The following is a 25,357-nucleotide window of genomic DNA, read 5'->3' as shown; positions in this document are numbered from 1 at the left end:
GACGGTCACCGGCGAGGTGGCGATGTAGGGGTCCTGGGGTCCTGGGGTCTTGGGGTCTTGGGGTCTTGGGGGCCGCGTGGTTAGAACGAAAGGCTGCAGATACCGGCTGCCCCCAAGCCCCCAAGCCCCCAAGCCCCCAAGCCCCCAAGCCCCCAAGCCCCCAAGCCCCCAAGCCCCCAAGCCCTCAAGCCCTCAAGACCTCAAGCCCTCAAGACCCCAAGCCCTCAAGACCCCAAGCCCTCAAGACCCCAAGCCCTCAAGACCTCAAGACCTCAAGACCTCAAGCCCCCAAACACTGCCATTGCCTGCGCGTGCAGCTCCGGGGTTGCGGCGGCGATGACCGTGCCGCCGTCGAGGGGTGGGCGGCCGCCCGGGTCGGTTACCACGCCGCCGGCGGCGGCGATGATCGGCATCAGCGGTACGATGTCGTACGGCTGCAGGCTCGACTCTACGACGAGGTCGATGTGTCCGAGGGCGAGCAGGCAATACGAGTAGCAATCGCCGCCATAGCGTTGCAGCCTGACGCGCGCGGCAAGGCGCTCGAAGGCGAGTCGACCGGCCGCTGCGAACGTCGAAGGGTGCGTGCAGAACAGGGTGGCCGCCGCGAGTTCGGTGGTAGGTCGGGTGCGTAGCGGTTGCCGTTGCCCTTGCCCTGTTCGCTCGAACCATCCACGGCCACCAACGCCGGCAAACGTCTCCCCGAGGTACGGTATGTGGGCCCAGCCGGCTACCGGTTGGCCGTCGACCGTCAGGCCGACGAGAATGCCCCACTCCGGAATGCCACTGACAAAAGCTCGCGTGCCGTCGATGGGATCGATAATCCAGCGCACCCGCGCGTCCGGCGGACCGCTCTTGCCGTGCTCCTCGCCGACGATCGCGTGTTCGGGGAAGCGCGCCGTGAGCCCGTCACGCAGTAACGTTTCCACGGCGCGGTCGGCTTCGGTCACGGGATCGTAACCGTGAGCTCCCCCCTTGTCGTCGATCTGCACCGGGGTGCGGAACCAACGCAGGGTCAGTGCCCCGGCCTCGGCGAGTAAAGGTTCGATCGCCGCCGCGGCTGCGGCGAGGTCCACGGCGGCGCCAGGGTTCGTGCCGGTCATGACCGGAGTAGAGCATGACTGGTGGCGGGAACCCAATCGCCGCCGGGCGCACAAAATGGCCGTCGTCGGACTGTCGCGGCTCGGCAGGAGCCTCGCCGTCCCAAAGGCGAGGCTGGTCAGGCTATGGGTTGCGGACTTCGCCCGCGCCGTGCCACGGCGGCGGAGGCGCGTCAGGGAAGACTCCGACACCCTTTTCTAGGAGCCTGTCGGGGAAAGGCACGATGGTGCTTCGACAAGCTCAGCACGAGCGGGCTCTGCCTTGATTTCACAGCATTTTCCGCTCGCCCTGAGCCCGTCGAAGGGCGAGGGGGCCGCTTTCTCCGACAGGCTCCTAGGACTGCAGGTTCAGATGCACCACGCCCTTCTCGATTCGTACCCGGTACTTGCGCGTGCACCCGTCGTCCGGGGCCTGCGCCTCGCCGCTTTCCAGATGAATCGTCCTGCCGTGCAACGGGCACGCGACGCGGCGGTCGAAGACGATCCCCTGGGAGAGTGGCCCGCCCCGGTGGGGACAGCGATCCGCGAGGGCGAAGACCTCGTCCTCTGCGTTGCGAAATACCGCGATGTCTCCGATCTCGGTGTGCACAACCCGAGCCCCGAGCCGCGGGATATCATCGAGCGGGCAGACTCTCAGCCATGGACTCATTGCGATTCCTCTCGCTCGGGTAGCGGTCGCGTGCCGAGATGGTTTCGAATTCGGGATCCCGGCGCGCGACGCGCAGCGCCCAGGGATCGGGGACATCGCGCTGCGCCTCCGTCAGTCGGGCGTACAGTGCCTTGCGGCCCTCCGCATCCGCGACGATGCGCCGTTTCACGTAATCGAGCCCGACCCGGTGGATCCAATGCGACGTGCGGTCGAGATAGCGCGCCTCCTCCCGGTAGAGCTGCAAGAATGCGCCGGTGTATTCCATCGCTTCCGCGGGGAGAGCGACCTTCGCCAGGAACTGTGCGACCTCGGCCTTCGTCCCGCCGTTGCCGCCGACGTAGATCTCCCATCCCGAGTCGACGCCGACGACGCCGACATCCTTGATCGTCGACTCCGCGCAGTTGCGCGGGCAGCCCGATACTCCCAGTTTCACCTTGTGCGGGGTCCATACGCGATCGAGCCCCTGCTCGAGCTCGATCCCCATCCGGGTCGAGTCCTGCACGCCGAAGCGGCACCATTCCGATCCCACGCACGTCTTCACGGTGCGGACGGACTTCCCGTAGGCGAACCCGGACGGCATGCCGAGGTCGGCCCAGACGCGAGGCAGGTCCTCCTTCCTGACGCCGAGCAGGTCGATGCGCTGCCCACCGGTGATCTTCACGGTGGGCACGGCATACTTCTCCGCCACCTCGGCGATTTGTCGCAGTTGTGCCGGTGTGGTGACCCCGCCGTAGATGCGTGGAACCACCGAGTAGGTGCCGTCTCTCTGGATGTTCGCATGCGCCCGCTCGTTGACCAGACGCGATTGCGGGTCGTCCCGGTACGTTCCGGGCCAGGCGCACAGCAGGTAGTAGTTGAGGGCCGGCCTGCAGGTGGCACAGCCGTTCGGCGTACGCCACTCGAGGAACCGCAGCGCCTCGGGAATCGACAGCAGCTCGTGGTCGCGTATCGCGCGACGTACTTCTTCGTGCGTGTAGTCCGTGCACTCGCAAACCGGCGTCTGCGAGGCGGACCGCGGCTGATACGCACCGCCGACGACGGAGGCGAGAAGCTGCTCGACGAGACCGGTGCACGAGCCGCACGACGACGACGCCTTCGTATGCTTGCGCACGTCATCGAGCGTGAAGAGCCCCTTCTCCTTGATCGCACGGACGATGGTACCCTTGCACACGCCGTTGCAGCCGCACACCTCGAAGTCGTCGGGGAGCGCGGCGGCGTTTTGTTCGCCCTGGTGTCCGGAGCTTCCGAGCGCCGGCTGGCCGAGGATCAGGCGGCCGCGCAACTCGCCTATGGGCGTCTCGTCTTTGACGAGACGAGAATACCAGCTCGAGTCGGCAGTGTCGCCGAACAGCACCGAGCCGATCAGGCGGTCGGCCTTCAAGACGAGCTTCTTGTACACGGCGCCCCCGCGGTCGAGCAGCGTGATCTCGTCGGCACCGTCATCGCCGCCCAGGTGGCCGGCCGAGAAGATGTCGATTCCGGTCACTTTGAGCTTCGTCGAGACCGTCGAGCCCGTGTATCGGGCGAAGCCGAGATGGCCGAGATGGTTGGCACAAACCTTCGCCTGTTCGAAGAGTGGGGCCACCAATCCGTACGAGATCCCGCGGTGCGAGATGCACTCGCCCACGGCGTAGATGCGGGGGTCGTAGGTCATCATCGTGTCGTCGACGACGATGCCGCGCTCGCAGTGCAAGCCGCATGCGCGCGCCAGCTCGTCGTTGGGGCGGATGCCGACGGCGAGCACGACGAGCGCGGCTGGGACTTCGGCGCCGTCGTTGAGGCGCACGGCACCGACGCGGCCGGCGTCGTCAGCGACGATCTCTCGGGCCTGCGTGTTCAGAAGGAAGCGGAGGCCGCGCTGTTCGAGGGAGGTCTGCAACAGGGCTGCCGCCGTAGCGTCGAGTTGGCGCTCCATCAGCCAGGGGGCGAGGTGGATTACCGTTACGTTCATGCCGCGCGCGAGCAGGCCGTTGGCGGCTTCGAGGCCGAGCAGGCCGCCCCCGATCACGACCGCGTCTTTGTGTCGCGCCGCCGCTTCGATCATTGCCTGCGTGTCGGCAATGTCGCGAAAGGTGAGCACGCCGGGCAGATCCGTGCCGGGGATCGGGGGCCGAATCGGCACCGAACCGGTCGCGAAGAGCAGGCGATCGTAGGACTCCTGCCTGCCATCCGCGCTGACCACAACGCGCGCCTGCCGGTCGACGCACGTCACCTTGCTGCCCGGGTGCAACGTGATCCCGTGATCCGCGTACCAGCGGAAATCGTTCAGGACGATCGCTTCGAAACGCTGCTCACCGGCCAGCACGGGCGAAAGGAGTATGCGGTTGTAGTTCGGATGCGGCTCGGCGCCGAACACGGTGATTTCGTACAGATCGGGGGCGACGCGCAGCAACTCCTCGAGTGTGCGAATGCCCGCCATGCCGTTCCCGATTGCCACCAATTTCATCCTGCGCATCGTGTCCCTGCCGAAGAAGGTCGTTCGCAAACCTTAGTATTGATGGGCACAATTACGGCGACGTATTCCGTACGACGCTTCCCGTTCGCCCCGAGTAGCCCCGTTTTCTCAGGGGCGTATCGAGGGGCAGCCTGGCGAGCGGCTTTGCGGCCCCGCCCCTCGATACGCCGCCGAAAAGATGGCGCTACTCGGGACGAACGGAATACGTCGCCGGACTAATGAACCGGAGTACTTAGACGCAAGGGGGATGCCAACCGCCGGAGAGCTTCCCAAAGCGGGTTTCGACGGGGGATCGACCCGACGCGGCGCGGGTATGCGCCCGAGTGCGGGCAGCACTGCCCGGAAACCCGGCAGTTCGTTGTTGCCGTAGCTCGCCGGCGGCCGTTGCCGCGGGCTACATGCCGAGCACGTCGGAGGGCAGGCAGATCAGCTCGGCCCGGGTGGTGTCGACCAGAACCGGGTTGGGGAACAGATTGCCCGGAGCGCTGTAGAGCGGATTGCCGTTCTTGGCGCGGCGCTTGACATGCTTCGCCTGCGCCGGGCTGACGCTCGCACCGACGGCGGCGTTGGCCAGCGCTGCCGTGCCCGCGTGTTTGAATCGCGCCGCGAGCCTGGCCTTGTAGCAGAGCAAGCTGGTCATGTTGCTCGCCGTCGAGCCGGCGACCGTTGCGGAACTCTGGCGCGGCGGCTGGACCGCGCTCTTGTCCATGGGGTTGCACAGCTCCACAGGGCGCTGGAGGTCGAACAGGCACTTGCCCTCCGCGGCGCTGCCGGCAAAGCTCGGCGAGCCCGCGGCATCGAGCGCGCAGTCGTCGAACTCGTCCTCGACGAACGCCTGCAGGTTACCCGCCAGCTTGCCCCCCGGGGTCTGGTCCGTGCCGTCGCGTGTCGGCTTCACGCCGTAGCACACGTAGTGTGTGGCGTCGCTCGGGGCGGCCGGGGCTGCGGTGGTGCTCGTACTCGCCGGCAACCACAGACTCCGCACCTTGAGCGACTGCACGTTGACCGTGCCGAGTCCGTTGTGGAGCTGCCAGATGCGGCCGATGTGTTTGGTCGGTTTGGGAAAGACGCCGTCAACCGCCGGGGCGACGCTCTGCGGACCCGGGAGCATGGCGTAGCGGAGGTAGTGCCGCTCCGGCGCGAGCGGCGGTCCGCCGGCATCCCGCACCAGCGGGTTCGTGACTCCCACCACGCCGCGCACCTCGAAGTTCTCGGGATCGTCGGCCGCCGCGTCGTCGAGATGACGGTCGTTAACGGTGACGATCCAGTCGGACGGCAGGGCGTTCCCGTTGGCGAGCGGGACCCCGCCGGCGTCTCGGCCCGGCGCGCTCGCCTTGTACGTTAGGTAGGCGTCGAGCGTGGCGATCGTGCTACAGTCGCCCGGGCAGTTCAGGACCGTCTCGGCCCCGGCACAGGTACCGTTGTTGTCGCACACCGGCGGGCCGAGGAAGTAGGCGCCAAGCGCGACGTACGGACCCTCGTAGCCGATCGAGTTCTCGGTGATCTCCCACGACCGCACGGTCCACTCGGTCTGATCCGCCCAGTCGCGATAGAAGCGGTTGTAGTACACGGCGCCAAGCGGCGGCGAGGCCGTGCCGGCGTAGTCCTTGTTGGGCCCACCGGTTACGAATCCCGGCGGCGGTCCCAGGGTCGAGGTCTTGTTGTCGCCGATACCGAAGTTGTCGGTGCCCTTGAAGTAAGGGTAGTCGGGCTCGACGATCCCGGGCGGCTTTCCCATGAACGTCGCCAGCGAGAACGCGCTGGCCGAGTCGCCGAACCACGAGTGGTAGAACTGGAAAGAGGAGTGCTCGCCGCCGCGGGCGGCCATGTTGGTGAGATAGAGCATGTTGAGGGCATTTTGCCCGTGGAAGAAGTGATAGAGGTCGAGCGCGTGCTGCCGGCACTCGTCGGTGGTGTGCGAGCCGGTGGCATCGAGGCGCGCGGCCTCGATGAGGAACAGGCCGTAGCCGGCCCGAATCGCATTCGAGCCCCAGTAGTACGACCACGCCGGCATGCCGTTTCGGTAGAGGTCGTTCTCGGAGAAGATGTAGTCGACCTGGTCGGCGATGTCCGCACGCATGTTGCTGACGACGGCGGCGGTTGCGCCCGGCGTGTCGACGTACGTCAGGGCGGCGAACGTGTCGTAGTCGACGACATTGAAGAACACGCCGCCCCAGTTGCCGGGGTGGTAGTTGTCGACGTAAGTCTGGGCCGCCGTTTGCGACGGATCCATGCGGAAGATTTCGGCGGCGGCCCAGACCTTGTGATGGCTGTGCTGAGGCTGCGCGGCAAGCCATGCCCACGCGGACAGTGCCGCGTTGCGCAACGTCGTCGCATAGGTCGTCATGCCGACCGCGTCGTAGAAGCGCGAGGCCAGAGCGAACGTGCCGGCAGCGACGGAACCGGACTCCAGGTCCGGATTCCGGTAGTAGCGCACGTTCGGATCGGCGCTCGGCGGGGACGTCGATGCGTAGCCGTTCACGTGCATCTGCGACAGCACGGAACCGTCGGGCAACTGCATGGCGAGCATCCAGTCGAGTTCCCATTCGATCTCGTCGAGGAGGTCGGGCGTACCGTTCCCGGATTCCGGGATGTTCGTGTCGTCGTCGCGCAGCGCCGTCGGATTCTGCTCGTACGCGCGGAGCATGGCGCGAATCGCCTGCGACACGGCACCCCAGACATACTTGTTGTAATCGCCGGCGTCGTGCCAGCCGCCGGCGAGGTTCTTCGACCCGTAGTCGTTGTGCCCGGCCGCCGGACCCGTCGTGGTGTCGGTCATGTGGCAGGCCGCCGTGTCCGCCCAGACCCCCGCATGCGTTGCCGTCTTCGGCGTGTTGCAGCGTTGCAGGTAGAACGTGTGCAGTGCGGTGCGCACCGGGTCGGCGTAGACGTCATCGGCGATTTCGAAGTCGTACGACTGGGCGCCCATGGCCGGGCTGTACAGCCGGTACGTGCCCGAGGTGGCGAAGCTACCGAAGTCGACCCACCACACGTTGTCGCCGGAGGCGGGACCGTCGGCGCCCCTGGCGGCAATCGACCCGCCGTCGGTGGGAATCGTGAAGGCCACCGTATCGGCGGGCGTGCGCAGTTCGATGGTCGTCCCAGGATTGCTCGTGACGATGACAATCTTGGGATCGCCGGTGCGATAGCCGAAGTGGTCGAGCTTGAAGGCCTGCGAAACCGGAGCGGCCCCGGCAGGGATGGCCGACAGCAAGGTGCCGAGCGCGACCGCGGCGGCGGTTCCAATGCTTGCGGACGGGGTCATAGGTGGGCGGTCTGTATCGCGATGCCTGGGTTGTGGCAACGCGGGGAGAAGCCGGCGGCGGACAACTCGCGGGTAGCGCAACCGGCCCCGCGCCGACAGGCTCGCGGTATTAGTGAGAGGCCCATGGCGAGACTGACACGTTACCGGGCGCAAAGGTTTCGCGCGGCAGGATGTCGCCGGCGTCGAGCGCGGGGCTGCCGGGGCGCAGGCTGAAATCGCCGCCGCCGGGGAATTCGAATCCGGCGTCGCGGTCGATATCGTGAGCGCCCGCGATATCGACGGGCAGGCAGGTCGGCGGCTGTGGTGGTTGTCCCACGCGGTGTATGCGCCAGTACCGTGGGTCTCGATGTTGCCGCCTGTATGGGCCAATGATATTGCTGACCCATATGAAGACGACGCTCGATATTGACGACCGCCTGCTGGAGCGTGCCAGGCGTTACGCTTCTTCGCGCGGCACCACGTTGCGGGCGGTGGTCGAGGAAGCGCTGCGGGCGCGGCTCGCGCCACGGCCCAAGGGCAAGCCGCAGTATCGTTTCTCGCCGCCGACGATTCGCGGTTCGCGCCCCCCGGCAATCGACATCGCCGATCGCAACGCTCTCTATGAGCTGCTCGACGATCGCCGATGATTGCGATCGACACCAACATCCTCGTTTACGCCCACCGCGAGGAGATGGCGCTGCACACGGCTGCAATCGAGCGCCTGACGGAGCTGGTGGAAGGCGGCACGCCCTGGGCACTGCCGGCATTCTGCATCGGCGAGTTCGTGCGGGTCGTGACTCACCCGCGCATCTTCCATCCGCCCACCGATCTCGAAACGGCGCTGGCGTTCCTCGATCAGGTACTGGGGAGTCCGTCGGCTCGGATTCTCGTGCCGGGACCTATGTTCCCGGCGCTATTTGCCGAGTCGTGTCGCAGCGGGGCCGTGCAGGGCAACCTGGCCTTCGACGCGCAAGTGGTGGCCGTTTGCCGAGAGCATGGCGTGGCGGAGATTCTGAGCGAAGATCGCGATTTCGCGCGCTTCGGAGTGCCGCTCGTCGTGACACTGCAAGCCTGAAGAACGGCCTTCATTGCGCCACCGCGGCGGTCCTCCGGGGCTCGGGCATGCGGGCGCGCGGCGAAGCGGAGGATCGGTCGGACGTCCGCGTTTACCGACTTACTGGGCGCGGGGGGGGGGTGGGCCCGAGGGGTTGCGGGGAGGCTGGCTTTGTCGGTTGACAACGGCCCGGTTTCAGCGTACCGGCGTCGGTTGGGAGGGTGTTTATCAATGAGGATCTCGCGCGCGGCGGTCGTTACGTGCTTCGTCGGTATCGCCCTGGGGTTGCCGGCCTACGGTCAGGCCAACAAGCTTTACGGAAACAGTGCCGGCTCCAACCGCATAGATACCATCGACCCTCAAACGGGGGCTCTCTTGCAGAGCTGCTCGCCCGGCAAGGGCAACGGCCGTGGCATAGTGGTGGTCGGCAATGTGGCGTATTTCACCGTCGCCGACAGCAACAACATCTACATAATGGACATCAACACGTGCGCGGACCTCGGCGTGGCCTTCTCGGTTCCGGGCGTTACGGGTCTATCCACGATCGCCTTTGACGGCACCAATTTCTGGGTCGGCGATTACTCGGGTCCCAACAAGGCCTACTACTTCAGCCCGACCGGGACCCTGCTCAACACCGTCACGCTGGCTAACTGCACCAGTTATTGCGATGGGCTGGAGTTCTTCAACGGCAAGCTGATCTCGAACCGCGGCGATGCGGTCAATGCGCCTTACGACGTCTACGACACCAACGGCAACCTCCTGCAGCCGGCGTTCATCACGCCGGGGTTCCAGGCTACCGGTATCGCTTTCGACGGCACCAACTTCTACGTGTCCGACATCTTCAACTCCCAGGTCGGCGTGTTCGACGGTAACACCGGGGCTTACATCAAGACGGTCACTCTGACCGGCGGTAGCGGGTTTCTGATCGAGGACCTTTCCTTCGATTATCAGGAGCGGCCGGACACCGGCGGCGGGGGGCAGGCCATCGGTGCGCCGACACTGGGGCAAGGCGGGCTTGCCGTGCTGTGCCTCGCATTGGTCGGCGGCGGCGCTCGCATCGTCCGAAGACGCCGTCGCCGGGCTTGAGTAGTTAGCGCCCCCGGGGCGCGCCCCTGAGTGGCCGCGCCCCGCACAGGCGCCTTCTCCAACTCGCCCTCCTTGCTCGTCGCCGGTTGCGTTCGGCCGCCGTGGCGGTAGAACGAAGAGCCGCATGGAACCCGCACGCACCGAGTGGGCGCTCAAGTGGATCGCCGACCTGAAGCGATCGTACGTCGGAGGGGAGTGGGCCGCTCCGGGCGACGTTGTCCGCGAAACGATTAATCCGACGACCGGCCGGACGCACGGCGCGTTTGGCGTGGCGGATGGGCAGGAAATTGACCGCGCCGTCGCCGCGGCCCGCGGTGCCTTCGCAAGCGGGGCCTGGCCGAAGCTGAGTCGCCGCGAGCGGGCCCGCTGTCTCAGGCGCATGGGCGAACTGGTGCGGGCGAACCGTGCCGAACTGGCCACTCTCATCGCCCTCGAGAACGGCAAGCTTTACCGCGAAGCCTACGAAGACGACATGCCCGACACGGCCGACGTCTTCGACTATTACGCGGGCTGGACCGACAAGTACTACGGCGAAACCTGCCCGGTGGATGGGCCGTTCGTGAACTTCACACAGCGCGTGCCGGTGGGTGTCTGCGGGCTCATCGTGCCCTGGAACTTTCCCCTGCTGCTGGCCGCCTGGAAGCTTGCGCCGGCGCTGGCGATGGGCAACTCGGCGGTGGTCAAGCCCTCGCCGTTCACGCCCTTTTCTCTGCTGCGCTTCGTCGAGATATTGCACGCCGACGGCACTCTGCCGCCGGGTGTCGTCAACGTCGTCCTCGGCGACGTCGAAGCCGGAGAGCGCCTGACCCGCCATCCCGGTATCGACAAGATCGCATTTACCGGGAGCACGGCGACCGGGCGCCGCATCCTGGTCGGCGCGGCGGAGTCGAACCTGAAGACGGTTACGCTGGAGCTCGGCGGCAAGTCGCCGAACATCGTGTTCGACGATGTCCCCGACCTGGCCTTCGCCGTCGATCGGTCCTTCCATCTGATGTTCTCCCAGAAGGGGGAGAAGTGCTCGGAGCCGACACGTTTTCTGCTGCAGAAAGGCATCTACGAGCGCGTCGTCGAGGCGCTCGTCGCGCGCGCGGCAAAGGCGGTCTGCGGCGACCCGTTCGATCCACGCAGCGAGCAGGGCCCGCAGTGCAACCGCCCGCATTTCGACCGCATACTGCATGCCATCGACGACGGCGTCCGCAGCGGCGCCCGGTTGCTGGTGGGGGGCGAACGCGACAGCACGGGCGCCAATGCGGAGGGGTTCTTCGTCCGCCCGACGATCTTTGCGAATGTGGACCCGCACAGCCGCCTTGCACAGGAGGAGATCTTCGGGCCCGTGTTGTGCGTCGCGCCGTTCGCGGACGAGGCGGAGGCAGTGGCCCTTGCCAACAACACGTCGTACGGTCTCGCCGCGGGAGTGTGGTCGGGGGATGTGGCACGGGCGCATCGCGTTGCGCAGGCGCTCGACGCGGGCATGATCTTCATCAACCGTTACGGTTGCTACGACTTCGCCAGCCCGTTCGGTGGAGTGAGGCAGAGCGGATGGGGACACGAGATGGGCATCCATTCGCTCGAAGCCTACACCAGGCTCAAGTCGGTTTGGGTTCGCCTTTCGGATCCCTGACCCGCGTTATTCGTGAGATCTCGCGGGCCGCGATACGCGCCGGGTAAGGTAGGTGTCACTCGGCGCGAACGAAAACGGCGGATGCCGCAGGTGGAACTCCATGCGCCTGGCATGGCTCGGGGCCGCCCGTGCCGGTCGCGCGCCAGCTTGAAGGTTGACCTGTTCAGCCCCGCGTCCCGCCGATTCGCAACCTTCGGAATAGTTGTTTGACTCTTGTGTACGCGCGTGAAACAGTCCGAAGAAAAACGTCGCTGACGGTTACCGCCAGTGTGGTCTCGGTTTTGCGAGCCGTAACCCGAGGCCGGGGGCGCGAGTTGCATGCGGCCGGGTGGTGGCGCTGGCCCCGGGGACGGAGGAAAATGATGAACGCAGCGGGTCGCTTCCCAGGCAGGTGGGTCGATACGAGCGTGTTGCTGGCCGTCCTCGTCCTCGCCTTTTTCACCCCCTCCATCGCCCGGGCCAACGGGTGTCCGAACGTGCGCCTCTGCCTCGCCATCGACGGGTCGGGCAGCATCGGCACCAGCGAATTCGACCTCATGCGCAACGGCCTCGCCAACGCGATCGCCGACTCCTCCGTTGTGCCCCAGAGTGGTGCGATTGAGATCAGTGCCGTCGAGTTCTCGAGTAGTTCGACGACCCGCGTCACCCCGACCGTTATCGACTCCCAGGCGACCGCGAACAGTATCGCCAACGCCCTCCGGACCATGCCCAAGAGCAACGGCGGAACCAACCTGGCCTCCGCGGTGGACCTGTGCGCCAGTTTGATTGCCGGGGGCGCGTGTACGTCCAGCCGGCGGGTTATCAACGTGGTCACGGACGGTGTGCCGGACAGTCAGCCCGCCGCCGTGGCGTCGCGCAATGCCGCCGTTAGTGCCGGCATCGATGAAATCAACGCCGAAGCCGTGGACGCGCCGCAGACGGCGATCGACTTCCTCCGCGATCAGTTCGTTTATCCGCAGCCGGGCTACATCGCGCCGCCGTTTACCAGTCCGGGCTTTGTCATCATTACCAACACCTTCGAGGACTTCGAGCAGGCGGTACGCGGCAAGATCGGCCAGATCGTCAAACCGAAGGAGTGCGTGATCGAGCCCCCCGAGGCGACCAACGCCCCCGGGACCCGACACGATTTCACAGTCTACGTTTCCAACACCGACGGCTCGCCGGCGAGCGGCGAAACGGTCGAAGTCGAAGTCACGTCCGGCCCCCACGTCGGCGCGTCCGGCAGCGCGGTGACCAACGCCAGCGGCTCCGTTGGGTTCAATTACACCGGCGTCGCCGGGCGAACCGGCCGCGACGTTATCGAGGCGTCGGGCGGCAGCGGCGGCGGCTCGTTCAGCTGCACAGCCACCAAGTATTGGGGCAACCCGCCGCCACCCTGCACGGTCGAGCCGATCGACGACACGAATCTGGTGGGCCAGACCCACACGGTTACCGCGACCTTCCGGACGGCGGATGGCCTCCTCGCCGTGGGCGCCTTAGTGTCGGTCAGCAACCTGAGCGGTGCCAATCCCGTCATCGCCGACGCGGTAACCAATCAAAACGGGCAGGTTGTGTTCACTTACGAAGGGCTCAACGCCGGCATCGACGTCATCGACTTTGCCGGTATCGTTGACGGGGAGATCGTCAACTGCTCGGCGACCAAGTCGTGGGTGACGTCGCCGCCCACCTGCACGATCGATCCCGCGAGCGACCTCAACCCGGTGGGCACCGCGCACAACGTCACCGTACGCGTACGTCATGGCAACGGATCGGCCGCCACCGGCGTGCCGGTTGACCTGACGGTGATCTCGGGACCGAACAGCGGCACCACCCGCAGCGGCAGTACCGACGGGAGCGGGAATGTCGCGTTGCAGTACACGGGCGGCATGGCGGTCGGCACCGACAGTATCCGGGCCAGCGGCCTGGTCGGGAGCCTCGAGTTCGCCTGCACCGCGTCGAAGACCTGGCAGAGCCTGGCGACTTCGACCGCAACCCGCACTGCCACCGCGACCCACACGTGGACACCTACCCACACGCGCACCCCGACGCGAACGCCAACCTGGACCCCCACGCCGACCTGGACACCGACTTGGACGCCGACCCGGACGTGGACGCCGACGCCGACCCGGACCTTTACCCCGACGCCGACCGCGACCCCGACGCCGACGCAGCGGCTGCCGCGGCCGGCCTGCCATGTGTCGCCCGAATTGGCGACCAACCGGCTCGGGTCCGAACACGTGACGGTCGCCACGTTCGAGCGCGCCGACGGCTCGCCCGCGGCGGGCATCCCGGTGTCGGTGGTCATCTCCGGCATCAGCCCGACCATTCTCATCGATGCGGAAACCGATGCGTTCGGACAGGTCGTTACCCCGCCGTACGTTGGCGAGCAGGCGGGTGAAGACGTGATCCAGTTTGCGGGCGTCGTCGATGGTGAGGTCGTGGGGTGCAGCGCCGGCAAGATCTGGGCCGAACAGGCGCCGACGTGCGAAACGGTTCCGAGCAGCGCCGTGAATGCCGTCGGGACCGATCACGTCGTGACGGCAATCTTCCGCGGTGCAAACGGCTCGCCCGTCGACGGCGTCCCGGTTTCGATTGCCGTCACCGGTGCGCACGGTACGGTGTTAGCCGACGGTGTGACCCAGGCGCACGGCCAGATCGCATGGCAGTGGACCGGCCAGAGGGCCGGTACCGACCTCGTCGAGTTCGCCGGTGTCGTCGATGGGACACTCGTGCGCTGCGCCGCGAGCAAGACGTGGGTAGCAGTGCAGCCCAGTTGCAGCGTGTTCCCGGGCTCCGCGGTCAACCGGGTTGGAACCACCCATTCGGTTGGAGTGGTCTTTCGCCGCGCCAACGGCCTGCCCGCGGCTAACGTCCCCGTGTCGGTGACCGTGTCGGGTGCCAGCCCGACCATTCTCGCCGATGCGGCGACAGATGCGTTTGGCCAGATCGGTTGGGCGTATGTAGGCGAGAACGCAGGGACCGACGTCATCGACTTCGCCGGTGTCGTCGACGACGAGATCGTCAGGTGCCGGGCGACGAAAACCTGGGTCGTCGAGGAACCAACGTGCTCCGTAGTCCCCTCGACTGCGGTCAATCGCGTCGGCGACGAGCATGCCGTGACGGCGGTCTTTACCCGCATCGACGGCACGCGGGCAGCCGGCATCGACGTCTCGATCACCAGCAGCGGTGTCCATCCTACCGTCTTCGCATCCGCCATGACCGGCCCGAGCGGTGACGTTGGCTGGTCCTACACGGGACGGACGCCCGGGACCGACGTCATCGAGTTCCGTGCCTTTATCGATGACCGCCTGGTTGCCTGTCGGGCGACGAAGACGTGGGTCTCGAACCACCCGACCTGCGAGGTGGTCCCGGCCGCGGCGGCTAACTACGTCGGGACGGATCACGACGTGACGGCGGTTTTCCGCCACCGCAACGGGGCGCCCGCCATCGGCATCCCGGTTGCGGTCAGCATCGCGGACCTGCCGGTCGGCTATCGCGAATTCAGCGGCTGGCGCTGGACGAACGGCAGCGGTGCCGTCGGCCTTTCGTACTCCAGTCAAGTGCCCGGGACCGACATCATTGAGTTCAGTGGCTGGGTCGACGGCCGCGTCGTTACCTGCCGTGCCGCCAAGACGTGGGTCTCCGCGCAAGGAAGCTGCAGTCTGACCCCGGTTAGCGACGTCAACCCGGTTGGCACATCCCACACGGTGACCGCGACGTTCCGCCGCGCCAACGGTGCGCCGGCGGCGGGGAGTTCCGTCTCGATCAACGTCTCAGGGGCCTCTCCGACCGTCTTCGCCGACGGCGTCGCCGACGGGAACGGCCGGGTGAGTTGGACCTATACCGGCAACTCTGCCGGCACCGATGCCATCGAGTTCGGCGCGTTTATCGACGGCCGTGTTGTGACCTGCCGCGCCCGGAAGACGTGGGTGCCGGCGCGTCCGACGTGCGACGTTTCGCCGTCGAGCGATACGAATCCGGTCGGCACCCAGCACACGGTCACGGCGACGTTCCGCCGCGCCAACGGGACTGCGGCAGCGGGAGATCCGGTGTCCGTTAATGTCTCCGGCGCCACCCCATTGGTGCTTGCCGATGCGATCAGCGGCGCCAACGGCCAGGTGTCCTGGACCTACACGGGCCAGCAGGCCGGTACCGACGTCATCGCCTTTGCGGCTTTCATCGACAATCAAGTCGTCAACTGCCGCGCGACCAAGACCTGGCGGGTCGGGCAGGGCCGCTGTGACGTTGTGCCGGCCACGTCGACCAACCCGGTAGGCACGTCCCATGCGGTGTCTGCGGTGTTCCGCCGGGAGGACGGCAGCGTCGTCGCCGGCCTACCCGTCTCGATCAGTGTGAGGGGCCGCAACGGGGCACAAGTAGACGCGCTGACGAATGCGGCCGGTCAGGTTGGCTGGCAGTACACCGGCGCCGGGGGGGCGGGGACCGATACGATCGAGTTCGCGGCGTTTCTGGACGGGCGAACGGTGACGTGCCGCTCGACGAAGACGTGGACCGACCGCCGGCCGAGTTGCTATCTGGTGCCCGGGACCGCCGTTAACACGGTTGGAACCTGGCACACGGTCACCGGCATCTTCAGGCGTGGCGACGGGCGTCCGGCAGCGGCCGTGCCCGTGTCGGTTACGGCCACGGGTCCGAACGCGGTGTTGGCAGACGCGGTTACCGGCGCTAACGGTCAGGTCGCGTGGACGTATCGGGGTGCCGGGGGCGCCGGTACCGATACCTTCACGTTCGCCGCCTTCATCGACGGCCAGAACGTTTCCTGTCAGGCGACCAAGACATGGGTCGGCGGTGCTCCCACGTGCGACGTGGCCCCTCCGGTCGCGACCAACGCTACCGGCACGACCCACACCGTGACGGCGACCTTCCGCCGCGGCGACGGGTCGCCCGCAACCGGGGTGGCGGTGACGACGACGGTGACCGGACCGAACGCCTCCACCCGCAACCTGACGACGAACGCCGCGGGGCAAATCCCCTTCGCGTGGACCGGCGGTGCGGCGGTAGGAACGGACACTGTGACCTTCAACGCCACCGTCGACGGGCGGCCGCTGAGCTGTCAGGCGACGAAGACGTGGACCAACGCGGGGCCAAGTTGCGACCTGCGTCCGCCGACGGCGACGAACCCGGTCGGCACGCAACACACCATCAGCGCCGTGTTCAGCCGCGCGACCACGGCCCCCGCCGCCCTTACCCCGGTCACCATCCGGGTCACCGGCGCCAACCCGACCCAGACAACCGCCACCACCAACGGCGGTGGCCAGATGGCGTGGTCGTATAGCGGCGTTAATCCAGGCACTGACATCGTCGAACTCAGCGCCACGGTCGACGGCCGGCTCGTGACCTGTCGGGGAACGAAGACGTGGACGGGTGCGCTGCCGTCATGCACCGTGGTCCCGCCGGCAGCGACGAACCCCGGGGGGACGTCACACGCCCTGACCGCGACGTTCCGCCGCGGCGATGGGAGCTTCGTTGTCGGATTGCCGGTGACGATCCGCATAACCGGGGCCAGTCCGCAACTCAACTCGATGGCAACCACCAACGGTAGCGGGCAGGCGCCGTTCTCTTATACGGGAACATCGCAGGGCGGGACCGACACGATCGAGTTCAGTGCGACCGTCGACAACCAGCCGGTCACCTGTCGTGCGACCAAGAGCTGGACGGCGGCGCAGCCGAGCTGCGCGGCCGTGCCCGCAATGGCGACGAATCGGGTCGGGCGTCCGCACACCGTTACCGCCACCTTCCGCCGCGCCGACAACACGACGATCGCGAACGTGCCGGTGACCATTGATGTCCTGAACGGACCCAACGCTGCACTCGGCAAGCGCGTGCCCACGAACGCGAACGGCGACGCGCAACTCGCGTACATTGGGACCGCGGCCGGCACCGATACCATCGAGTTCAGCGGGGTCGTCGACGGCCGTGTCGTCCGCTGCCAGGCCGAAAAGACATGGACCTTGCGTCAGCCGGCATGCGAAGTTCTGCCGGCGACTGCCGTGACCGCCCCCGGGGGGAGGCACACGGTTACGGCAAGTTTCTCCCGTACCGACGGCACTCCGGCGCCCGGCGTGGACGCCACGATCAACATCGCCAACGGGCCGAGTGCGCCGATTGCCCTCCGGCGGACGACCGACAATGCGGGGCAGATCGTGTTCGACTATACGGCGAGCCCGAACGATGGCACCGACGTGATCGAGTTTACCGGTTTCGTCGACGGTCAGACGGTGTCGTGCAGCGGCAGCCGCAGCGCTGCGGCAGGACAGGCGAGCTGCGAAGCCCTGCCCGCGACCGGCGAGAGCGCGGCCGGCGCGCAACACGCCGTCACCGCAACATTCCGAAGAGCCGGCGGAGCGCCGGTCGCCGGCCTCCCCGTCGCGGTCACCGTCAACAACGTCTCGCTGGCCGCCCCGTTGAGCGCCAACCGCACGACTGACGCCGCGGGTGCAGCCTCGTATTCGTACACGGGAGGCGCAGCGGCGAGCACGGACACCATCGAGTTCAGCGGCGCTGTGGACGGGCAGGCGGTTGCCTGCAGTGCCACGCACAGGTGGCGTGGTGCGCAAGCCGCATGCACGGCCGTACCGGCCAACGATACGAACAAACTGGGGACGCCGCATGTGGTAACGGCAACGTTCCGCCGTGCCGACGGCACCCCGGCCACCGGCGTATTCGCAGCCATCGATGTCGTCTCGGGGCCCAACGCGGCCCTGCAAAAGAACGTTCAGACAAATGCCGGCGGCGAGGCGCAACTCTCGTACATCGGTACCGCCGACGGCGCCGACGTAATCGAGTTCAGCGGTATCGTGGACGGGCAGCGGGTGAAGTGCAGTGCCACCAAGGTGTGGGGCGATCTGCGGCCGCTCTGCGAAGTCCTACCCGCCTCGGCGGTCAATCCGATTGGCGCCGAGCACACCGCAACGGCGGTGTTCCGCGGCGCCGACGGCGCACTCGCCCAGGGCCTTACGGTGACTGCACGGATCAGTGCCGGTCCGCACGCGCCGTTAACGCAGGCCCTGACCACCACGGCTACCGGGCAGGCGGCGCTCACGTACGCGGGGACGGCAAGCGGTACCGACGCGATCGAGTTCGCGGCCACGCTGGGCGGCCAGGCCGTGACCTGCGGTTCGGCGAGCACATGGGCCGGCTCGCTGCCCACCCCGACCCCGACCGTCACGGGCACGCCGACGCGGACGCCGACCGCCCCCAGCGGTTCGCCGACCACGACCCCGACCACGACCCCGACGCCGACGCCCACCGGCGGGGTCGGCCCCTGCGAGTGCATCGGCGATTGCGACTGCGACGGTCAGGTCACCGTCGACGAACTTCTCAAGATGGTGAACATTGCGCTCGAACTCGCCGACGTGAGCACCTGCGAGGCGGGCGACCCGAATGATGACGGGGAAGTGACCATCGACGAGATCCTCATGGCAGTCAACAATGCCCTCTTCGGCTGTCCGTCGGTCGAGCCGACGCCGACCACCGCCGGCCGCATGGCGGGTGGCACGACCATTCTGGTGAATACGATCGGGGCGATTCCGAGCGTGATTGGCGCCATTGCCACCGGCGTGAGCCTCGATAGCCGGGCACTGGTCACGGTGGACACGAACGGAGCCACCCGGCGCGACGGTGCTGCCCAGGTCACTGCTTGCCCACTCGGCGGCACGGTGACCGAGGGCGGCAGTCCGCCGTTCTCGCTGACCGTCGATCTCGATAACTGTAAACTTGCGGACGGCGTCGGGACGGTCACCTACGACGGCAGCGCGGCTCTGAGTCTGACGAGCTTCACCGCGGACGTGACAGCGATCTTCGCGGACGGTTCCGGTGCGGAGACGCGACGGGTCTCGGCGACACTCCAGGGCTCGGCGACGCCGTCGCTCGGCGGCAGTTGCTACCTCCGGGGCGCGACGCTCGCGGTCAGGAGCGGCATCCTGTCGGTATCGACCCCGAGCGGAGACGCGGCGACCCTGGAGCTCAATAACGCCACGGTCGTGATCCAGGTCACCACCTTCAGCGCCGATTGCGTTCCAACCGTGTACACCTTGACTCTCACCGGACCGGGCAAGCTACGGACGCCGAATGGTGGGCCCGTCGACGTCGACTTCGACGGATTGGAGATGGCCATTGACGATACGGGCGACCCGATCGAGGTGGCGATCGAGGGCGCCCTGACGGCGGCGTGTTACGGTGGGCGGGTGACTTTGAAGAGCAGGCCGGACTTGTTGCTGGCCGGGGCCGAAATCTGTCCCCGGGCGGGTGGTGTCGATCTGACGACCCCTTCCGGGAGTGCGCGGGTCGTGTACCTGGCGAGTGGCCAGGTCGACGTCGATGTCGATGGTAACGGCACCACGGATGAGGTACTGCCGTCGTGTCTCTCGCCGGGGCTGCTTCAATGCGGGCCATGAACGGTGCCGGCCCCGGCGCAGATTGCTCAGTCCAACCAGGGTACTCGGCGCTGCCGCGCCGATGAGCGCGCGGCTCGGCGGGAGCCTCGCCCTCCCCCGGGGTACGTTTGGTCATGTCCTGGGTGGCGGGCGCGGCCCGCGCCAGGAGATATCGAGCGTTAGATCCGGCCCCCCTCCTGTATGCGCCGACGCCACGGTTGCCTTTGGCTGCGCCCCGGCGCTATGCGGTGGGCACCGATCGATCGGTGGGAGGCTGTATGTCGTGGTCCTTCTTGTTGTTGAGTCTCGCCGGGGCGTGGCTGACTTATAACGTCTACCGGCCGACGTACGCCGCGGAGCGCCGTGCCGCGTTGAGCTTTGTCGCCGGCTGGCTGACGGCGGAACTCACCCCCCAGGTGATTGCCGTGCAGGCCATCGTGACCCTGTTGTTCGCCTGGGCGGGCGCCTTCGCCGCCTGGCCGGGGAAGCTCGGTCTGCTGATCACGGCGGCGTCGTGGTTCGCTCTGGTGCGCGCTTACCGTCAGGGCTTCTCCGCCGCACCGGCTATCGAGCAGGCCCTGCAAAGCGCCCTCGGATCGAATTACCGCACCGCGATCGAGCCGCGCCTGGCGGCACGGTTCGGGGAAGATCTGGAGTGGCGGCACATCGTGCGCCCGTTTCCCATGCGTCATCCCGACGTCGAACGCATTCGCGACATCGGTTTCGCGCGAGTCAACGGCCTCAACCTGAAGCTCGACGTATACCGCCCACGGCAAGGTCCGCAGCGCTGCCCGACCTTGCTGCAGATCCACGGCGGCGGCTGGATGATGGGCAGCAAGAACGAGCAGGCGATTCCGCTCATGCTCCACCTGGCGGAGCGCGGTTGGGTTTGCGTGACCGCGAATTACCGGCTGAGCCCGCACGCAACGTTCCCGGACCACCTGATCGACTGCAAGCGGGCCATACGCTGGATTCACGAGCACGGCCCGGAGTACGGCGCCGACCCCGGCTTCGTCGTCGTTACCGGCGGGTCGGCCGGCGGGCACCTCGCCGCGCTGATGGCATTGACGGCGAATGAACCGGAGTACCAGCCCGGCTTCGAGTCGCTCGACACCACGGTAGCCGCCTGCGTCGCGTTCTATGGCGTGTACGACTTCACCGACCGGCACAGCTACTGGCACCACAACGGCCTCAGTCGCCTGCTCGAACAGCAGATCATGAAGGCGGCCCACCACGAGGCCCCTGAGGCTTACACGAAAGCGTCGCCGATGAGCCGCGTCCATCCGGAGGCGCCGCCGTTCTTCGTCATCCACGGCGACCTGGACACGCTGGTGCCGGTAGAAGAGGCGCGCCACTTCGCCGGTATGTTGCGACAGGCGACGAGCAACCCGGTCGTGTACGCGGAAATACCGGGCGCCCAACACGCGTTCGAGATCTTTCCGTCGCCGCGCACGCAGCTCGTCGTTCACGGAGTCGAGCGTTTCGCCGCCTACGTGTACAGCCGGCACGCCGCACGCCGGTCCGCCGAGGCGAATGACCGGCCGCCGGCCGCCGCCGCTGGTTGAACGGAGGAAACCCTCATGCCTGCCGTCCGCTTCGGCGCGACTCTGCCGCAGATCAAACGCACCTGGGCCGACACACGGGCCGCCGCCGTAGAGTTCGAGCGGCTGGGCTTCGATTCCCTGTGGGTCAACGACCACCTCTACGGCGTCCCGATGCCGCATTTTCCGATCATGGAAGCGTGGACGACGCTGGCTGCCGTCGGCGCCTGCACCGAGCGCGTCGAACTGGGGACGCTGGTGTCGCCGGTCGGATTTCGCAATCCGGCACTGCTGGCCAAGATGGCGGCGACGCTCGACAACATCGCCGGCGGACGAGTTATCGTCGGTCTCGGCGGCGGCTGGTTCGAAATGGAATTCGCCGGTTACGGGTTCGACTTCCCGCCGCTGGCGACGCGTCTCGCGCAGCTCGACGAGGCTGCAACGCTGATGAAACATTTGTGGGCCGAGCCGCAACCGACCTTTCGCGGCACCTACTATCGAGTCGATTCCGTGTTTTGCGAACCGAAGCCGGTACGCAAGCCGCACCCGCCGATCCTTATCGGCGGCGGCGGCGAGAAGGTCTTGCTGCGCATCGCCGCGCAGCACGCCGACATCTGGAATAACCTCGCAGTTAATCAGAGCGATCTGGGGCGGAAGATCGAGAAGCTGCGGGCCCACTGCGCCGTCATCGACCGCGACCCCGCGACGCTGATCGTATCCCAGCAGTGCATGGTGGTGATCGGCGAGAACGAAGCGGAAGCGGCGGCCAATCGCGAGAAGGCGGACCGCATCTACGGCGGCCACCTCGGGCCCGGAATCTCGGGTACGCCGCAGCAGTGCGTCGACCGCATCGGCGAAATGGTCGACCTCGGCTGCACGATGTTCATTGTGGAGATCTTCGGCCGCGACCCGCGCGAGCCGGCACGCCTCTTCGCCGAGCGGGTCATGCCGGCGTTCAGGTGAGAGGCGGCGCGAAACCGCTGCTCGCCACGGCTTGCCGGTTTACCGGCCCCGGTCGTTCACGCACCCAACGCCAGGCGCGCTGCGAGGGCGGGGTTCTCCATGGGGAGGAAATGCGTGTGCGCGGGCAGGTGCAGATCGCGGCCGTGCCGGAAGTGCGCTGCCAGGGCGGGCCACGTGGGGGAATAACGGAAGTCCAGCACGTCGCGCGTGGTGGGCGGCTCCATGGCTCGTACCACGGTAACCGGCACGGTAACGGCGCGCACGCTGTCGTGCACCGCGCCGTTGCCCAGGCTGTTCATGTACACCTGCGCTTCGAAGACGGGTGGACAGGCGAGGTCGAACCCCTCGCCGTCCCCGGCGGGTAGGAGACCGTAGCGGCAATAATCCCACAGCACTTCGCGATCCCAGGTGTCGAACGGACGCCGGTCGGCGAAGCGAGTCACCATCTCTTCGGCGGAGTTCCAGCGGCTGCGCCGCTTCGCAGCCGGATGAACGCTGCCCTGCCCGAGCGCGCCCCACGGATCGGTGAGCGTGTACGCGGCGGGCGCCGCGATGACGGGATCGATCAGGACAAGCCGGCGAAAGCGTTCAGGTGCCGCCGCGGCGGCGTCGGTCATCGCGTGACCACCCATCGAGTGGCCGACCCCGATGACACCGGTCAGGTCGAAGGTCTGGATGACCTCGACCAGGTCGCGGCCGAATTCGCGCCAGTGTACCGCCGCGGGCTTGTCGCTGCGGCCGTGTCCACGCTGATCGAGCGCCAGTACGTGACGGTGGCCGAGCTGCGCCACAACGCGGTCCCAGCACCGCGCGTGGAATCCCGTTGCGTGGGCGAGAAGCACGGTGTCCTGCGCGCCGCGCGCCGTCGGGTGCCACTCGAAGACGGTGACCGCAATGCCGTTGACCGTAAGACGATGCTCGAACGGTTGCATGCCGCTGCGCAGGGTAGCGCAGGGAGAGGCTCAGGCAACGGAGGGGCGGCGGACCCAGGGTATCGAGTTCGGGCGGAGGCGCGCTGCTTCAACGGAAGAAGCGGGTCCAGACCACGACGGCGACGACGCCGAAAGCGGCCATCGAAAGATAGGCGATCATCATGATCATCGCCTGGCGGTGCGCCTTACTCATCTTCTCTGCCATAGTCCCCTCCGCGCCTTCCCTACTCCGTCGGTGCCGCAGCCGCAATCGGATCGCAGGCTGTCATCAGGGCCACGGCAAAGTCGCTGACAGAGCCTCGATACGCCGCCAGAAGAGGGCGGCTACTCGGCTCGAACGGGTTTTTCGGGTTCAGCAAGACCACAAGACCGTTCGCCCCGAGTAACGGCCCGTCTTCTTGGGCCGTGTATCGAGGGGCAGGCCTGGTGTACACCCTCCGTCAACGACTTTGCCGTGGCCCTGAGGCTGTCATGGCGAGCAGGGTGTTACGCCGCGAGGCCGCCATATGAGGAGGCATCGGCAGCAAACCCTCACGCCCCCCAAGCCCACATGCCCCCTCTCACTTCTCCCGAATGTAATCGTAGATGTTCATGTAATGCTGTCCCGGGGTGTGCCACGAGAAATCGGTGCGCATGCCGTTGAGCAGCAGCGTTCGGAAGTGCTCCGGGTACTGGTAGTAGCACGCGATGGCGCGCCCGAGGGCGGACTCGAGCCCCTGATTGTCGTAGGTCACGAACACGTACCCGTTGCGTTGGTCGAGCGGTTTGGACGAATAGTCCTTATCGAACACGGTGTCGGCCAGGCCGCCGACCTCGCGTACGACCGGCACGCTGCCGTAACGCATGGCGATCAGTTGCGTCAGTCCGCACGGTTCGAACCGGCTCGGTACTACCATCAGGTCGGAGCCGGCGTAAATCTGATGCGCCAGTTCCTCGTCGTAGCCGATCTCCAGGTGGCAATCGGGGCTTTCGTTGAGCTGGCGCTTCAACTGCCAGAAGTGCCCGCTGATCCCCGCATCCGGGCTGGCTCCGAGGAGCACGAACTGGCCTCCGTGCTGAAGGGTGAAGAAGATCGCGTGACGCACGAGCTCGAGACCCTTTTGCGGGTCGAGGCGGCCGATGAAAGCGACGATCGGTTTCTCGCTATGGGCGAGCATGAGGCGCTCGCGTAGCGCCCGCTTGTTGTCGTACTTGCCCTCGACATCGGCGGCGCTGAAGGCTCTGACCAGCAGCGGGTCCTTCTCCGGGTTCCACGTGTCGTAGTCGATGCCGTTCAGCACGCCACCGTATTTCAGGTGATGCGCATCGAGGGTGGGTTCGAGGCCAAAGCCCTGGCCGTGACTGCGTGCCTCGGCGGCGTGGCGGGGCGACACCGTGGTTACGAAGTTGGCGTAGACGATACCGCCCTTCATCAAGTTGATCGCATGGCGGTTGTGATTGTCGAGCAGCCGGTCCGGGCTGAAGAAAAACTCCGGCCGGTGCAGGCCGGTCGCGTGCAAGACCGGCGCGCCGGCAAGGCCCTGGTGCTTGAAGTTGTGGATCGTGAAGCAGACGCGGCAGTGTCCGAGGCCGATCCGGGCGTGGATCTCGTAGAGCAGCACCGGTACGAGCCCGGTCTGCCAGTCGTGGCAATGGATGACGTCGGGACGGCGCCCCGAGTGCAGGATGAATTCCATTGCCGCGCGCGAGAAGAAGGCGAAACGGAAGATGTCGTCGCTACTGCCGTAGATGCTGCCGCGATTGAAGAAGTTCTCTCGCGAGTGCGGCTCGATGAAGAAACAGCGTAAGCCGTGAACCTCGCCGTAGTACACGGTGCAGTGGATGCTCCCGTTTCCCCACGGTACCCACAGATCCCGATACGATTCGGTGAATCCCCAGATGTGGTCGTGGCGCACGTTGTCGTACTTGGGCAGGATGACCTCGACGTTATTGCCGCGCAATTGCATCTCGCGGCCGAGACCGAAGACGACATCGGCCAGACCGCCGACCTTGGCGATCGGCGACAGCTCCGGGGAGATTTGGACGACGTGAAGCGATGGGCGGACCTCGACGACCGGAACGCTCTCCTCGAACGGCGGCGGTTCGTCCTCAGGCGCGTACTCGGGTACCGGCTGTGGCGGGCAGGGCGGCTCGTCGGGTTCGGCCGGCGCAGGCGGGCCGATGACCACCGGAGAGGTTGCTGCGAGCGCTGGCGGCGGCGCCGCGACGGAAGGTTTCGACGCGGTTGCCGCGGCCGCCGAGACCGCGGACGAACGCTGCGAAAGGCCTCGATATGGCTCGCCAGAAAGGGGAACCTGTTCTCGGTTCGGAACGGATTTGGACTCGACCGGCGCTGCCGGT

14 protein-coding genes are annotated in these 25,357 nt (G+C 66.9%); 7 read left to right on the top strand and 7 right to left on the bottom strand.

Translation table 11 applies throughout. From position 1 onward, the window contains the following. Positions 1-272: 272 nt before the first annotated feature. From L6Q96_15470 to L6Q96_15450, 5 genes are all read right to left on the bottom strand, one after another. Positions 273-1,100 carry an inositol monophosphatase family protein gene (locus tag L6Q96_15470; GenBank protein ID MCK6555955.1) on the bottom strand — a complete coding sequence of 276 codons (828 nt, stop codon included), beginning with the start codon at positions 1,098-1,100 and terminating at the stop codon, positions 273-275. A gap of 331 nt (positions 1,101-1,431) precedes the next feature. Continuing rightward, positions 1,432-1,746 carry a nitrite reductase small subunit NirD gene (gene nirD / locus L6Q96_15465; GenBank protein ID MCK6555954.1) on the bottom strand — a complete coding sequence of 105 codons (315 nt, stop codon included), beginning with the start codon at positions 1,744-1,746 and terminating at the stop codon, positions 1,432-1,434. Then, a complete protein-coding gene (gene nirB / locus L6Q96_15460; protein MCK6555953.1) occupies positions 1,712-4,201 on the bottom strand; it encodes a nitrite reductase large subunit NirB in 2,490 nt (829 codons plus the stop codon). Before nirB ends, nirD begins: the two co-directional genes overlap by 35 nt. A 394-nt stretch (positions 4,202-4,595) precedes the next feature. Then, the gene (locus L6Q96_15455; protein ID MCK6555952.1) at positions 4,596-7,466 is read right to left on the bottom strand and encodes a glycoside hydrolase family 9 protein; all 2,871 of its coding nucleotides are present in this window, start codon (positions 7,464-7,466) and stop codon (positions 4,596-4,598) included. A gap of 109 nt (positions 7,467-7,575) precedes the next feature. After that, positions 7,576-7,782 carry a hypothetical protein gene (locus L6Q96_15450; GenBank protein ID MCK6555951.1) on the bottom strand — a complete coding sequence of 69 codons (207 nt, stop codon included), beginning with the start codon at positions 7,780-7,782 and terminating at the stop codon, positions 7,576-7,578. 70 nt (positions 7,783-7,852) lie between these two features. Here L6Q96_15450 and L6Q96_15445 point away from each other — a divergent pair, with 70 nt between their 5' ends. The 7 genes from L6Q96_15445 (at position 7,853) to L6Q96_15415 (ending at position 22,085) form a co-directional block, all read left to right on the top strand. Beyond that, positions 7,853-8,092 carry a type II toxin-antitoxin system VapB family antitoxin gene (locus L6Q96_15445; protein MCK6555950.1) on the top strand — a complete coding sequence of 80 codons (240 nt, stop codon included), beginning with the start codon at positions 7,853-7,855 and terminating at the stop codon, positions 8,090-8,092. After that, entirely contained in the window at positions 8,089-8,520 is a 432-nt protein-coding gene (locus L6Q96_15440; GenBank protein ID MCK6555949.1) for a PIN domain-containing protein, read from the top strand. Before L6Q96_15445 ends, L6Q96_15440 begins: the two co-directional genes overlap by 4 nt. 210 nt (positions 8,521-8,730) lie before the next feature. Continuing rightward, positions 8,731-9,585, top strand: coding sequence for an IPTL-CTERM sorting domain-containing protein (locus L6Q96_15435; GenBank protein MCK6555948.1), 855 nt, complete (start codon positions 8,731-8,733; stop codon positions 9,583-9,585). A gap of 124 nt (positions 9,586-9,709) precedes the next feature. Further along, positions 9,710-11,206: an aldehyde dehydrogenase family protein gene (locus L6Q96_15430; GenBank protein MCK6555947.1), complete on the top strand. Its 1,497-nt coding sequence runs from the start codon at positions 9,710-9,712 to the stop codon at positions 11,204-11,206. Between the two features lie 359 nt (positions 11,207-11,565). After that, positions 11,566-19,602: a DUF1194 domain-containing protein gene (locus tag L6Q96_15425; protein ID MCK6555946.1), complete on the top strand. Its 8,037-nt coding sequence runs from the start codon at positions 11,566-11,568 to the stop codon at positions 19,600-19,602. Positions 19,603-19,859: 257 nt separating this feature from the next. Continuing rightward, positions 19,860-21,146, top strand: coding sequence for an alpha/beta hydrolase (locus L6Q96_15420; GenBank protein ID MCK6555945.1), 1,287 nt, complete (start codon positions 19,860-19,862; stop codon positions 21,144-21,146). A gap of 15 nt (positions 21,147-21,161) precedes the next feature. Continuing rightward, positions 21,162-22,085: a TIGR03560 family F420-dependent LLM class oxidoreductase gene (locus L6Q96_15415; protein MCK6555944.1), complete on the top strand. Its 924-nt coding sequence runs from the start codon at positions 21,162-21,164 to the stop codon at positions 22,083-22,085. Positions 22,086-22,141: 56 nt separating this feature from the next. On the opposite strand, the gene L6Q96_15410 is transcribed toward L6Q96_15415, so the two are convergent. Both L6Q96_15410 and L6Q96_15405 read right to left on the bottom strand, forming a co-directional pair. Beyond that, a complete protein-coding gene (locus tag L6Q96_15410; GenBank protein MCK6555943.1) occupies positions 22,142-23,017 on the bottom strand; it encodes an alpha/beta hydrolase in 876 nt (291 codons plus the stop codon). Between the two features lie 560 nt (positions 23,018-23,577). After that, positions 23,578-25,185 carry a glycogen synthase gene (locus tag L6Q96_15405; GenBank protein ID MCK6555942.1) on the bottom strand — a complete coding sequence of 536 codons (1,608 nt, stop codon included), beginning with the start codon at positions 25,183-25,185 and terminating at the stop codon, positions 23,578-23,580. Between the last annotated feature and the right edge of the window lie 172 nt (positions 25,186-25,357).

The sequence above is a fragment of the Candidatus Binatia bacterium genome (assembly GCA_023150935.1).
GTDB lineage: Bacteria > Desulfobacterota > Binatia > HRBIN30 > HRBIN30 > JAKLJW01.
This window is presented reverse-complemented; position numbering and strand designations above follow the sequence as displayed.